Source organism: Microbacterium sp. UBA1097 (assembly GCF_002313585.1).
Classification (GTDB): Bacteria; Actinomycetota; Actinomycetes; order Actinomycetales; family Microbacteriaceae; genus Microbacterium.
Genome location: NZ_DCBW01000017.1, coordinates 22,339 through 35,355, shown reverse-complemented (window position 1 = coordinate 35,355; position 13,017 = coordinate 22,339). Strand labels below are relative to the sequence as shown.

13 protein-coding genes are annotated in these 13,017 nt (G+C 67.3%); 7 read left to right on the top strand and 6 right to left on the bottom strand.

Annotation, left to right across the window (positions count from 1 at the left end):
• Positions 1-129: 129 nt before the first annotated feature.
• Positions 130-1,149, bottom strand: a complete 1,020-nt coding sequence (locus tag B4F19_RS05220; protein ID WP_292733173.1) for a DMT family transporter — start codon at positions 1,147-1,149, stop codon at positions 130-132.
• 50 nt (positions 1,150-1,199) lie between these two features.
• On the opposite strand from B4F19_RS05220, the gene B4F19_RS05215 reads away from it, so the two are divergent.
• Positions 1,200-1,700 carry a MarR family winged helix-turn-helix transcriptional regulator gene (locus B4F19_RS05215; protein WP_292733169.1) on the top strand — a complete coding sequence of 167 codons (501 nt, stop codon included), beginning with the start codon at positions 1,200-1,202 and terminating at the stop codon, positions 1,698-1,700.
• A gap of 3 nt (positions 1,701-1,703) precedes the next feature.
• Here the strand turns inward: B4F19_RS05215 and B4F19_RS05210 are convergent, their stop codons facing one another.
• The 3 genes from B4F19_RS05210 to B4F19_RS05200 all read right to left on the bottom strand — a co-directional run bounded on the left by B4F19_RS05210 (position 1,704) and on the right by B4F19_RS05200 (position 4,365).
• On the bottom strand, positions 1,704-2,201 hold the full coding sequence (locus tag B4F19_RS05210; RefSeq protein ID WP_228176872.1) for an HNH endonuclease: 498 nt from the start codon (positions 2,199-2,201) through the stop codon (positions 1,704-1,706).
• Between the two features lie 315 nt (positions 2,202-2,516).
• On the bottom strand, positions 2,517-3,416 hold the full coding sequence (locus B4F19_RS05205; RefSeq protein ID WP_292733166.1) for a M23 family metallopeptidase: 900 nt from the start codon (positions 3,414-3,416) through the stop codon (positions 2,517-2,519).
• Positions 3,417-3,663: 247 nt separating this feature from the next.
• The gene (locus B4F19_RS05200; protein ID WP_228176870.1) at positions 3,664-4,365 is read right to left on the bottom strand and encodes a metal-dependent transcriptional regulator; all 702 of its coding nucleotides are present in this window, start codon (positions 4,363-4,365) and stop codon (positions 3,664-3,666) included.
• A gap of 101 nt (positions 4,366-4,466) precedes the next feature.
• On the opposite strand from B4F19_RS05200, the gene serC reads away from it, so the two are divergent.
• On the top strand, positions 4,467-5,573 hold the full coding sequence (gene serC / locus B4F19_RS05195) for a phosphoserine transaminase (protein ID WP_292733163.1): 1,107 nt from the start codon (positions 4,467-4,469) through the stop codon (positions 5,571-5,573).
• Here serC and B4F19_RS05190 read toward each other — a convergent pair.
• Both B4F19_RS05190 and B4F19_RS05185 read right to left on the bottom strand, forming a co-directional pair.
• On the bottom strand, positions 5,570-6,163 hold the full coding sequence (locus B4F19_RS05190) for a DUF3027 domain-containing protein (protein ID WP_292727181.1): 594 nt from the start codon (positions 6,161-6,163) through the stop codon (positions 5,570-5,572). The two genes, serC and B4F19_RS05190, sit on opposite strands and share 4 nt — an antisense overlap.
• Positions 6,147-6,527, bottom strand: coding sequence for a cold-shock protein (locus B4F19_RS05185; RefSeq protein WP_228176867.1), 381 nt, complete (start codon positions 6,525-6,527; stop codon positions 6,147-6,149). The genes B4F19_RS05190 and B4F19_RS05185 overlap by 17 nt, the downstream gene beginning before the upstream one ends.
• A 107-nt stretch (positions 6,528-6,634) precedes the next feature.
• Between B4F19_RS05185 and B4F19_RS05180 the strand changes: the two genes are divergently transcribed.
• The 5 genes from B4F19_RS05180 (at position 6,635) to B4F19_RS05160 (ending at position 12,975) form a co-directional block, all read left to right on the top strand.
• Positions 6,635-6,901, top strand: a complete 267-nt coding sequence (locus B4F19_RS05180; RefSeq protein WP_228176866.1) for a multidrug ABC transporter ATPase — start codon at positions 6,635-6,637, stop codon at positions 6,899-6,901.
• Positions 6,902-8,635 (top strand): helicase-associated domain-containing protein, encoded by a 1,734-nt coding sequence (locus tag B4F19_RS05175; RefSeq protein WP_292727179.1) that lies wholly within the window; start codon positions 6,902-6,904, stop codon positions 8,633-8,635.
• A gap of 41 nt (positions 8,636-8,676) precedes the next feature.
• The gene (locus tag B4F19_RS05170) at positions 8,677-10,332 is read left to right on the top strand and encodes a DNA repair helicase XPB (RefSeq protein ID WP_292727178.1); all 1,656 of its coding nucleotides are present in this window, start codon (positions 8,677-8,679) and stop codon (positions 10,330-10,332) included.
• 170 nt (positions 10,333-10,502) lie between these two features.
• Entirely contained in the window at positions 10,503-11,195 is a 693-nt protein-coding gene (locus B4F19_RS05165; RefSeq protein ID WP_228176863.1) for a response regulator transcription factor, read from the top strand.
• A 19-nt stretch (positions 11,196-11,214) separates the two neighbouring features.
• On the top strand, positions 11,215-12,975 hold the full coding sequence (locus tag B4F19_RS05160; RefSeq protein ID WP_292733160.1) for a sensor histidine kinase: 1,761 nt from the start codon (positions 11,215-11,217) through the stop codon (positions 12,973-12,975).
• Positions 12,976-13,017 lie beyond the last annotated feature (42 nt).

The window sequence follows — 13,017 nt, the reverse complement described above, 5'->3', positions numbered from 1 at the left end:
GCTCCCCCGCGAACGCCTCGATCAGCCGCGCGACATTAGCCTCACAGTCGGGATTTGCGGTCGGACCCCAGAAGTCGAGGTCATCGAACCCCCACTGCGTATCGATCACCACGAGCGCGCGCGTCATGCTCACATCCCATCACGCCGCGCCGACACGACAGGCGGCGCATCCTGGACTGGCAGGAATCCGTCCACAACAGGCGCCCCCGCCCGCGCACTCGGGAGGTTCGGGTCACTCGGGAGGGTGGATGCCGCATCCGCGCCCTCCCGAGGAGCCATCCCCTCCCGAGAGCGCGCCCGGCGGGGCACGACCGCACCCAGCACGATCCCGGTGAGCACGAGGCCAAGCCCCGCCACCTGCGCAAGACCGAACGACTCCCCCGCGAGGAAGACGCCCAGTGCCACGCCGGTCACGGGGTTGAGCAGTCCGACAAGCCCCACGGTCGCGGCTGGCAGGCGCCGCAGGCCCGCGAACCAGACGGTGAAGGCGAGCGCTGTTGACACGAGCGAGAGGTAGGCGAACCCAACGAATGAGGTCGGGGTCAGCGCGGGAGGCGGACCGTCCACGATGAGCGCGACGGGCAGCAGCATGAGGCCGCCCATCGTCAGCTGCCACGACGCCATCGTGAGTCCCGGAATCTCGTTGCCCCACCGCCCCGTCAGCACGAACCCGAGCGAGGAGGAGATCATCCCGGCGAACGCGGCACCGAGCCCCCATCCGTCGACGGGCTCGCCACCGACACCAACTAGCAGCGCGACACCGAGGAGCCCGATCCCCGCGCCGACGGCCGCAAGCACGCGCGGCCGCTGCCGGCGCAGCATCCAGGCCAGCAGCATCATGGCGGCAGCTGACGCCGACATGACTGTCGCCGCAACACTCGAGGGCAGGCGCTGGCCGGCGATGTAGACGAGGACGAAGAAGCCGCCGACGTTCAGGATGCCGAGCACCGCGGCACGCCACCACCACACCCCGCGCGGGAGGCGGCGCGAGATCAGCAACAGGATCAGTCCCGCCGGCAGGGCACGAAACAGCGCACCCCACAGCGGAGCATCGGCGGGCAGGAACTGCCGCGTCACGAAGTACGTGCTGCCCCAGGCGATCGGTGCGATCGCGGTCAGCAGGAGCCACCTCACGGATTTATCTTCCACGGAAGCTAACAATAGCTTCCGTGGAAGATTTATTCCCCTATCGTGGATCCATGGATGCCGCCCCCGACCGCGTCACGCAGATCCAAGCCGAATGGCGCCGCGAACGTCCCGACATCGACACGTTCCCCCAGGGCATCATCGGGCGTCTGCACCGCATCGGACTGCTCCTGGACCGCCGTCTCGATGAGGTCTACGCAAGCTTCGACCTCAGCTACGCCGAGTTCGACATCCTCGCGACCCTACGCCGCGCAGGCGCGCCCTACCAGCGGCGGGCCGGTGAGCTTGCCGACCACACGATGGTCACCAGCGGCGGCCTCACCAAACGCGTCGATCGCCTCATCGCCCGTGGGCTCGTCGAACGCCGCCCCGAAGCATCCGACGCGCGCGGCAGGCTCATTGGCCTGACGGATGCCGGACTCGCCCTCATCGACGAAGCCTTTACCGCGCACATGGCCGGCGAGCACCGCATCATCGAGGAGCTGGGGACGGATGCCGAAACACTCGAGCCGATTCTGCGCCGTTGGCTCGGCGTCCTGGAGCCACCCGCGTAAGAGTCAGGCAGCAAGCGCGAGATAGGGCTCCCACGACGGGTCGGTGCGATCGGTGCCGCGCACCGTCCACTGCGCTCCGCGCGGCGCTCCCGGCGTCAGGCGCAGCTCCCAACCCATCTCCTGCGGCGTGCGGTCACTCTTGAGGTTGTTGCACTTCAGGCAGCACGCCACGAGGTTCTCCCACGAGTCAGCGCCACCCCGAGAGCGCGGCAGGATGTGGTCGATCGTGGATGCCGATCTGCCGCAGTATCCGCAGCGATGCGCGTCTCGGCGAAGAACCCCGCGACGGGTCACCGGGATGGTGCGTCCGCCAGGAACCCGAACGTAGCGGCTGAGCAGGATCACCGCGGGCCGATCGTGCGCCCCGTCCGTACCCCAGACCGGATCCTCCGGGATGTGCTCGATGACGGTGGCTTTGTCGTTCATGACGAGCACGAGCGCCCGCTTGAACGACACGACGGCCAGCGGTTCGTAGCCCGCATTCAACACCAGAGTGCGCATTGCTGTCCTCTCGAACGGCCCGAGACGGCTTCCCGGGATTCTTCGACGTTCGACGTGATCAGAGCGCGCAAGGCATGAAAAAAGGCGCTGTCTCTACAGACAGCGCCCTGGAACCACAGCACAGCTGCGGTGTCCGAGAACATGATGCCGAAGGACGAGGCGCCCCAGTGCAACCGTGGTTCGGCTGCGCGGTGTGCTGCCCATCGGACTCTCTCCCGTTCTCTTACACGTCGCGATAAGGCTAATGCACCTCACGACACCCGAAGGTCAACGAGGGTGAACGGAACGTGGCGTGTCGAGGAACGAAACCGGCGCTCAGCCGGCGTTGGCGTTCAGCCACGCCATGGGGTCGACGAGCGCACCGCCGACTCGCACCTCGAAGTGCAGGTTGGTGGTCGTGGCAGATCCGGTCTGACCCATGAGACCGATCATCTGGCCGGCCGACACGGTCTGTCCGGCGCCCACGGTGCGGCTTCCCCAGATCATGTGCGCGTACAGAGTCGTGACCACCTGACCACCGATGACCGAGTCGATCACGACAGCGTTCCCGTAGCCGCCGAGGCCGTCCTGCGCGACACGCACGACTCCGTCGGCTGCCGCGAAGATCGGCGTTCCGCCCGAGTTGAGCATGTCGAGGCCGTTGTGGTTCGGACGCGTGGGTGTGCGGAACCCGTTGATCGCCCAGTCGCTGTGGAAGCTCGCCACGGGCCAGCGCACGGCCCCGGACCCCGGGGCCACCATGTTGATGTTGACCGATGCGGAACTGCTGGACGCGAGCGAAGCAGCCGCACGAGCCGCAGCGGCCGCAGCCTCTTCAGCCTTCTTCTTCTCGATCTCTTCGGGAGTGGTGGCCGAGTAGCTCTCGCGGTTGAGGTCGGTCGTCGCCGCATCCGACGCGATCACGATCGACTGCGCGTCGCCCTCGGCAACCTGCTGCAGGGTCACCGATTCATCGGGCTGCTGAAAGGACGCGTATGCCGGGAGGGCGACAGTGGCCACGAGGCCGCCGACGATCACGAGGGTTGCGATGTTGCGAACCGGACCACGCACGCTCGCCTTGGGAGTACGGCCTGCCGGCCGGGCAACGGATGCCGCGGGTGCGGTCTTGCCTGCGGGCTTGTCGACGGCCCCGCGACGGATGCGGGCAAGACGCGAGGTCTTTCTGGTCGTCGCGGCCTCGGCATCCACCGCGGTCGAATCGTTCTCTTCAGCCAACTAAGTCCTCCGGCGCCTCTGCGCCGGAGCGCCGACTCGTCACGTTTCGGTGCGGAACCTGCGTTCCGCTCGATCACGGGGGTCACCGTTCGAATGACGAGCCGCGAGGCAATTCGATCGGGGTCCGAGGTCGTGCTGGACTCGCTCGGACTGTACGAGGCTACCCGAAGGTAACGAACATGTCACGCTGGCGGCCGGAGATAACCCCTCCGTGCGGGGTGGGGAGGAAGTGACGGACTGCCCGCAGTCACACGCGGTCGTCGACGAGGAAGATATGTCCCGCGACCTCGACCGGCAGTTCGAGACCCTCATCCGCGCCATCCATCTCAACAAGGACGTACCCCTCGTTGTAGCGATAGCTTCCGTGAGCCCCGGGCAGCACCCCGGCGCCCTTGAGCTGCTGCAGCAACTCGGGATCGACCTGAGCGGGCTCGGCAAGCCGACGGATTGTTCCCGTGATCGGCTCGCCGGCGGCATCGAGCTTGCGAACGAGCCCCACCACACCGGATTCGAACGTCAGCGCCGGAACATCACCGAGCTGATCGAGCCCCGGAATCGGGTTCCCGTAGGGCGACTCGGTGGGGTGATCGAGCAGCTCGACGAGCCGGCGCTCGACCTGCTCGCTCATGACGTGCTCCCACCGGCAGGCCTCATCGTGCACGTACGCCCAATCGAGTCCGATCACGTCGGAAAGCAGCCGCTCAGCCAGGCGGTGCTTGCGCATGACATCGATGGCCTTCTGGCGCCCGAGGTCGGTGAGCTCGAGGCTCCGATCCTCGGTGACGACGACCAGGCCATCGCGCTCCATGCGTCCCACCGTCTGCGAAACCGTCGGACCCGAGTGGCCGAGCCGCTCCGAGATCCGCGCCCGAAGCGGAGTGATGTTCTCTTCTTCGAGCTCGAGGATGGTGCGAAGGTACATCTCCGTCGTATCGATGAGATCTGTCATGCGGGATCCTCGTGTCTGCATCCTCGTGGGGGTAAGACGAGCCTAGCCTTTTCCCCGGCCCCCGGTCCGGGCCGTCCTCGGCGCAACCCTAGAATCGGGACATGGTCGAGTTGCCCCGCGAACTGCTTCCCGTCGACGGCCGATTCGGCTGCGGACCCTCCAAGGTCCGTGGCGCTCAGCTCGAAGCTCTCGTCACGCGCGGGGCATCGCTCCTCGGAACGTCGCACCGCCAGGCCCCCATCAAGAACCTCGTCGCGAGCACCCGCGAGGGTCTGGCCGATCTGCTGCGCGCGCCGGAAGGTTACGAGATCATCCTCGGCAACGGCGGTTCGACGGCGTTCTGGGATGCTGCAGCGTTCGGCCTCATCGAGCGTCGCAGCCAGCACCTCGCGTTCGGGGAGTTCGGTTCGAAGTTCGCCGCGGCCGCGAAAGCCCCGTGGCTCGAGGCACCGGATGTCCGCAAGAGCGAGCCGGGCACCGGCGGGACCGCCGAACCGGTCGAGGGCGTGGATGTCTACGCCTGGCCGCACAACGAGACTTCGACGGGCGTCTCAGCTCCCGTCACTCGCGTCACCGCAGACCCTGGTGCGCTGACGGTCATCGATGCCACCAGCGCGGCCGGCGGTATCGACTTCGACGCCACCCAGGCCGACGTCTACTACTTCGCCCCGCAGAAGAACCTCGGTTCCGACGGTGGGCTCTGGTATGCCCTCGTCTCGCCTGCGGCAATCGAGCGGATCGAGCGGATCGCGGCATCCGACCGTTACATCCCCGAGTTCTTGAGCCTGAAGAACGCGATCGACAACTCCCGGTTGAACCAGACACTCAACACTCCGGCGGTAGCCACCCTCCTCATGCTCGATGAGCAGGTGCGCTGGATCCTCGACAACCGCGGACTCGCCTGGGCCGGAGCCAAGACTGCAGCCACCTCGGCGGCCCTGTACGCGTGGGCCGAGGCGACCGCCTACACGACCCCGTTCGTCACGAACCCCGCTGACCGCTCACCTGTCGTCGTCACAATCGACTTCGACGAAAGCGTGGATGCCGCAGCCATCGCCAAGAGCCTGCGCGAGAACGGCATCGTCGACACCGAGCCGTACCGCAAGCTCGGACGCAACCAGTTGCGCATCGCGACGTTCGTCTCTATCGACGAGGACGACGTGCGCCGGCTCATCGGGGCGATCGAGTACACCGCCGAGCGGCTCTAGTCCTCGTCGGGGTCACTGTCGTCCGGGTCGACGTCGGTGGCTTCGTCGTCAGCGTCGTCCTCAGCGCCGTCTTCCTCAGCGTCCTCGTCGAGCTCATCGATGTCGACACCGTCGACGTCGCCGCTGTGCAAGAGCCGCGACCCGTCCTCGTCGAAGTCGTCGGCATCCAGATCATCAACGTCATCGAGGTCGTCGTCTTCGTCGTCGCCCTCGTCTCCGTCAGCCTCGTCGGAGTCGTCATCCTCGTCACTGGATGCCGCCTCTGCTGCCAACGCCGCCTGAGCTGCCTGGTAGTCAGCCAGACGCACCGCCCACGGCACCCATTCCGGCGCGAGCAGCGCATCCTCGCCGGGCAGAAGCTCAGCCTCGAGCACAGTGGGCTCTTCCTCGCCGACCCGGGCGACACTCACCGTCCAGAACCACCCGGGATACCCGCGCAGGGTCGTCTCGAACCGCAGCGAGACGACGCCGTCCGACTCCACGGCGTACCCGGCAGTCGGGCCCACGGTAGCCGCCGGAGTGATCTCGTGCAGTGCCGCGAGAGCGAGGTCGTGTGCGGCAAGCAGCGCCGGATCAGGCGTCGAGCTCATCGGCCACCTTGCGCAGCACGGCGGCGACCTTCGCACCGTGTGCGCTGCTCGGGTAACGACCGCGCCGCAGGTCCCCACCGACACCATCGAGCAGCTTCACGAGATCCTCGATGATGATCGCCATGTCGTCGGCGGGCTTGCGGGAGCGCTTGGCGAGACTGGCGGGCGCCTCAAGCACCCGCACCGACAACGCTTGCGGGCCGCGCTTTCCGTCGGCGATACCGAATTCGAGGCGCGTGCCAGCCTTCACCGTGGCCCCAGCGGGCAGCGCGGTGGCATGAAGGAAGACATCCTGTCCTTCGTCGGAGGAGATGAAGCCGAAGCCCTTTTCCTCGTCGTAGAACCTGACCTTGCCGGTGGGCATGGGAAACCTCGTTCTGAACGGCGCCGCGGTTGGGCGGCAGGAGTGACGCAGGGACCGATCGATCCCCGGTTAAGCCTAGAGCACCGCGACGGAGTAGTCTGGGGCGGATGAGCACGCGAAGCCCTGGCAGCGACCTCCCGGTTCGCACGATCGACCGCGTGCTCGCGTCGATGTCTCTCGGGCTGCTGGCGCTCTCGGTTCTGTCGTTCTTCGCGATTCTCATCGGCTCCGCCTCGCACGCCGACTTCAGCACCGGGCTGTGGCCCGCTGTCGGCATCGTCGTCTACGTCGCACCGATCCTCGCGTTCGCGATGTTGCTGACGGTGCTCATCATGACGTTCGTGCGAAGGGCGCGGGCGAACCGGAGCCAATAGATGGCGGGCGACGAGCGCACACTCGCCACCTGGCTGGCATCGCTCGATGACAACGCCCTCGCTGATCTGTTCACCCGGCGTGGCGTCTCGCCCGCGGCATCCTGGCGCGACTTCTTCGATGCCGCCGAGGCGCTGCTCGATCCGGCGTCGATAGACCGGGCGCTGGCACGGCTCGACCGTCGCGAACTGACCGCCCTCGTCGCCGCGGGCACGGATGATGTCGCCGCCCCGACCATCGTGGCCTGGGGATTGGCCCGGCCCGGCGGCGCGGTCTATGCCCCGGTGCAGGAGCGGATCGCTGCGGCCGCGAGCGGCTCCGGACTCGCGGATCCGCCCGCCGACGTGGCCGAGACCGCGAGCGCGTCGCCCGCCCCCGTCCCAGCTTCGGCGGCCGAGACCGCGAGCGCGGCAGAGCGGATCTTCACGGCGTCCGCGTCGCTGGCCGACGTGCTGTTGGCTGCCCTGCACGTTCCGCTGACTCTCACCGGCGCAGGCGCAGTTAGCGCTGCAGACCGCAAGCGCCTCACTGAGTCAGGCGCGATCGGCGCGCCCGAGGACCTCGACGATCTGATCGCCGCAGGTCTCGCCGCAGGACTGCTCACGCCGATCGGGCGGGAGCTCGTCGTCACCGCCACGGGCGAACAGTGGCTGGATGGCGGCACCGTCGCGCGGTGGGCGGCGATCGCCGACGGCTATCGTCGGAGTCTCCCAGCGGGGCTGCGCACCCCGCAGGGTGGAATCGTCGACCCTGCCGGCTGGGCGGGCACGTACCCGTTGAGCCCGGAATGGCCGGCGCGGGCTGCGGCGCTGCGACAGACGGCGCAGCGGTGGGGCATCCTCGCGGCAGAGGGAACGGTCCCGCCGTGGTCACGTGGACTCATCGAGGGCACAGGTCTCGACACTGATGCGTTGCGCGATGCTCTTCCCGCCGAAATCGACCGGATCTACCTGCAGGCGGACCTGACCGCTGTCGCTCCCGGCCCACTCGCCCCCCGGCTCGACCTGCGCCTGCGCAGGATCGCGCGGCGCGAATCCCGTGCGCAGGCCTCGACGTACCGGTTCACGGCTGAGACGATCGGGGCCGGCCTCACCGACGGGGAGAGCGCCGATTCGATCCGCGACTTCCTGCGCGAGCTGTCGCTCACCGGCATCCCGCAACCGCTGGACTACGTCATCGACACGACAGCCTCCCGGCACGGTTCGGTCACAGTCCGCTCGGATGCCGCGAGCCCCAACACGATCGTCGAGAGCAGCGATCCGCACCTGCTCGATCTCGTCGTCATCGACCAGGCCCTGCGCCCCGTCGGCCTGGTGCGCCACGGCGATGTGCTCGTGAGCCGGGTCGGTCGTGATCACCTGTTCTGGGCACTGGCCGATGCGCGCTACCCCGTCGTCGCGCTCGACGAGCACGGAGCGCCCGAGTCACTCCGACGCCGAACCGCGGCGCAGACTGCTTCCGCAGAACCGGCGGGCGACGTCTACGCGCGTCTCATCGGGTCGCTCCGCGCCTCGGGCGGCGATGGCGACGCCGCTTGGCTGGAGCGCGAGCTTGAGCAGGCGGTGCGCACGAAGTCGATCATCGTGGTCACGGCGCAGATCAGCGACGCCGAAACCCGCACGTTCACGCTGGAGGCCACGGGGCTCGGCGGCGGCCGGCTGCGGGGCAGAGACCGGGGAGCGGATGTCGAACGCACCCTCCCGATCTCGACCATCGTGAACGTCTCGCCGGCCTGAGAGCCGTCCGCCCCACCACCTCGCGGGTAGACTGGACCGCTATGGCTGACGGCCCTCTCATTGTGCAAAGCGACCGGACAGTGCTGCTTGAGGTGGCACATCCGGATGCCGAATCCGCACGCCACGAACTCGCGATCTTCGCCGAACTCGAGCGCGCTCCCGAGCACATCCACACGTACCGCATCACGCGGCTCGGCCTGTGGAATGCCCGGGCGGCCGGGCACACGGCCGAAGACATGCTGGGCACCCTCGACCGGTGGACCCGCTTCCCCGTGCCGCCGTCGGTGGCTATCGACATCCGCGAAACGGTCGGCCGGTACGGCCGCCTCGTGATCGAGCGCGACACCGTCGACGACTCCGAGGAGCCTGTGCTCGTGCTGCGGTCGACGGATGCTGCGGTGCTGGCCGAGGTCACGAAGAACAAGCGCATCCAGCCACTGCTGGTGGGGCATCCCGCCCCCGACACGTACGTCATCGACGCCTGGGCGCGGGGGCAGATCAAGCAGGAGCTGCTGAAGATCGGCTGGCCCGCCGAAGACTTCGCTGGTTACACACCCGGAACGCCGCATCCGATCGACCTCGCCGAGCAGGACTGGCACCTGCGCCCCTACCAGCGGCAGGCTGTCGACGCGTTCACCGACGGAGGGTCGGGAGTCGTTGTGCTTCCCTGCGGCGCGGGCAAGACACTCGTCGGGGCAGGCGCGATGGCCGACACCAAGACGACAACGCTGATCCTGGTTACCAATACCGTCAGTGCGCGGCAGTGGCGCGACGAGCTGCTCAAGCGCACGAGCCTCACGCCCGAAGAGATCGGCGAGTATTCGGGGCAGGCCAAAGAGGTCAAGCCGGTCACGATCGCGACCTACCAGATCCTCACCGCCAAGCGGAAGGGACAGTACGCGCACCTCGCGCTGCTCGACGCCCTCGACTGGGGTCTCATCGTCTACGACGAGGTCCATCTGCTGCCAGCCCCCGTCTTCAAGCTCACGGCCGACCTGCAGGCCCGTCGACGGCTGGGCCTCACGGCGACGCTCGTGCGCGAAGACGGCCGCGAGGGCGATGTGTTCAGCCTCATCGGCCCCAAGCGGTTCGATGCCCCCTGGAAAGAGATCGAGTCGCAGGGCTTCATCTCCCCCGCAGCCTGCTACGAGGTGCGCGTCGACCTTCCCGCCGGCGAACGGCTCGAGTACGCGGCGGCAGCGGATGACGAGCGGTACCGGCTCGCAGCCACAGCCCCGGCGAAGATCGGCGTCGTGAAGGATCTCGTGGCACGGCACGCCGGCGAACAGACCCTCGTGATCGGTCAGTACCTCGACCAGATTGACGAGATCGCGCAGGCGCTGGATGCCCCGCAGATCACGGGCGCAACCCCGGTCGATGAGCGCGAAGAGCTCTACCGCGGCTTCCGGGAGGGGAAAATTCCGGTGCTCGTGGTGTCGAAGGTCGCAAACTTCTCGGTGGACCTGCCCGAGGCATCCGTCGCCATCCAGGTGTCGGGATCGTTCGGGTCCCGACAGGAGGAGGCGCAGCGGCTCGGCCGACTCCTGCGCCCCAAACAGTCGGGCAATACTGCCAGCTTCTACACGCTCATCGCGCGCGACACGGTTGATCAGGACTTCGCGCAGAACCGGCAGCGGTTCCTCGCCGAACAGGGCTACAGCTACACGATCCTGGATGCCGACAAACTCGCGGCGTGACCTGCACAGCCCGGCATCCGTCTACCGCAGGTAGGCGATCTCGCCGAGGTAGGAGGATGCCTACCTGAACCGTCCTACGCCGCGGGTTCCTCCTACGCCTGGGAGGGGGGGAAACCGCCGATCCGCGCGATATCCAGCATCCACACCAGGGGAATCACGATAATGGGGGCATGAGCGCACCCCGCATCCTCGTCGTCGACGACGAGCCGAACATCCGAGACCTGCTGATGACGAGCCTCAAGTTCGCCGGCTATCAGGTCAAGGCAGTCGCCAATGGCGCCTCGACGATCTCGGCAGTTCTCGAAGAGGAACCCGACCTCATCCTGCTCGATGTCATGCTGCCCGACATGAACGGATTCAGCGTCACCAAGCGCCTGCGCGGCGCGGGGTACACCGCCCCGATCCTGTTCCTGACGGCCAAGGACGAGACCGAAGACAAGATCACCGGCCTGAACGCCGGCGGCGACGACTATGTCACCAAGCCCTTCAGCCTCGATGAGATCGTCGCGCGCATCCAGGCGATCCTGCGCCGCACGATGCAAACCGACGAGGAGTCGGTCATCCGCGCCGGAGAGCTGACGATGGATCAGGACACCCACGATGTCTCGGTCGGCGATGTCTCGATCGACCTCAGCCCGACCGAGTTCAAACTGCTGCGCTACCTCATGCTGAACCCGAACCGGGTGCTTTCGAAGTCGCAGATCCTCGACCACGTCTGGGAATACGACTTCAACGGGGATGCCGGCATCGTCGAGAGCTACATCTCGTACCTGCGCCGCAAGATCGACCCGTACTCGTCCGAGCCGCTCATCCAGACCAAACGCGGATTCGGATACATGCTGAAGGCCGGCAAGTCGGCGTGAGGCATCCGTCGGAGTCGGCGTGAGCACCACGACCGGCAAGACCGACGCCGTCACCGGGTGGTGGCGCAGCCTCAGCCTGCGCGCCAAGGTGACGGGCGTTGCCGTGTCGATCCTGGCTCTCGGGCTGATCGCCACCGGCATCGGAACGACGGTGTTCCTGCGGAGCCAACTTCTGGCGAGTGTAGACACGCAGGTCTCCCAGCTCGCCGGCGCCGGCGTGAGCGCACTGTTCGACATCGACCTTCTCGCCGACCCCGCCTTCGTCCCGAAAGCCGAGTCAGTTCCGACCGACTATTTCGTCGCAATCTACAACCAGGATGGCGACTTCATTGCAAGCGCCGGCGGCGGACGGCAGAGCAATGAACCCGACTTCCCCACGGAATACCTGCCGACCGAGACGTCGATAACCCAGCAGCAGGAGCCGTTCACGATCCCCGGCACGATCCCCGGCACAGAGTTCCGAGCGGCATCAGCCCTCATCGAGGTCAAAGGCACCACCGTCTTCTACACGCAGATGATCGCGGTTCCGCTGACGACAGTGACCCAGACTCTCGCGACCTATCTGGGCATCTACAGCATCCTGTCGGTGATCACGATCGTGCTCGGCGCCGTCGCGATCCGGCTGCTGGTCACCCTTGCGTTCCGGAGTCTCACGCAGGTCGAGAACACCGCGATGGAGATCGCGGCAGGTGATTTCGGCCAGCGCATGACCGACATCGCCCCCGCCACCGAGGTTGGAAGACTCAAGACCGCTATCAACGCCATGCTCGGGCGCATCGATGCCGCGCTGGCGCAGCGAGACGCCACGGTGCGCCAGATGCGCCGGTTCGTCGGCGACGCATCACACGAATTGCGGACGCCTCTGGTCACCGTCCGCGGCTATGCCGAGCTGTACCGGATGGGAGCCATCCGCACCGACCAGGATGTCGCACAGTCGATGGAGCGGATCGAGAAAGAAGCCATGCGCATGGGCCTGCTCGTCGAAGACCTGCTTGCCCTTGCCCGGCTCGATGAACGCCGAGACATCCAGTTCGCCCCAGTCGATCTGCGGCCGCTCGCGCGCGATGCAGCCCTCGACGTGCGCGCTGCCGCTCCCCAGCGGCCGGTCGCAGTCATCGATACGACCATCGTCGAGCCGACCGAACAGCGGCCGCCACAGACCGAAACCGACACCCTTGAGACACCCAAACGGCCACGGTCGGCCTTCAGCCGCGCGGGCTCCATCCTGCTGCGCCGCCGCCCGAGGGATGCGCGCGGCACCGCGCCGACCACCGAGCAGATCGTCATCGGGCCACTGGACCTCGGGCCGTCATCGTCGGCGCCTGTCGCGCTCCCCCCGATCGTGCTCGGCGAAGAGAACCGCATTCGTCAGGTGATCACGAACCTCATCGGGAACGCTCGCCGTTTCACCGCCGACGACTCTCCCATCGAGCTGCGCATCGGGGTGGATGCCGCGGCGCAGTCCGGTTGGATCGAGATCGTCGACCACGGTGAAGGCGTGCCGGACCAGATCAAAGACAAGATCTTCCAGCGGTTCTGGCGCGCCGACAACTCGCGCACGCGCGAGACCGGCGGGTCCGGACTCGGGCTGTCGATCGTCGCTTCCATCGTGGAGTCGCTCCACGGCTCGGTCCGCGTCATGGACACTCCCGGTGGCGGCGCCACATTCCGCGTCGGATTCCCTCTCGCCAGGCACCTTGACCCGGCCGAGCACGCCTTGCTCGAAACGCAGCCGCTGGACCGCCTGCCGGCTGATCTGCGGAGCGACCCCCCGGCCTGAGCACCGCGCACCGAGTTCTCCTCCCCAAAAGGGGCTCAGCCG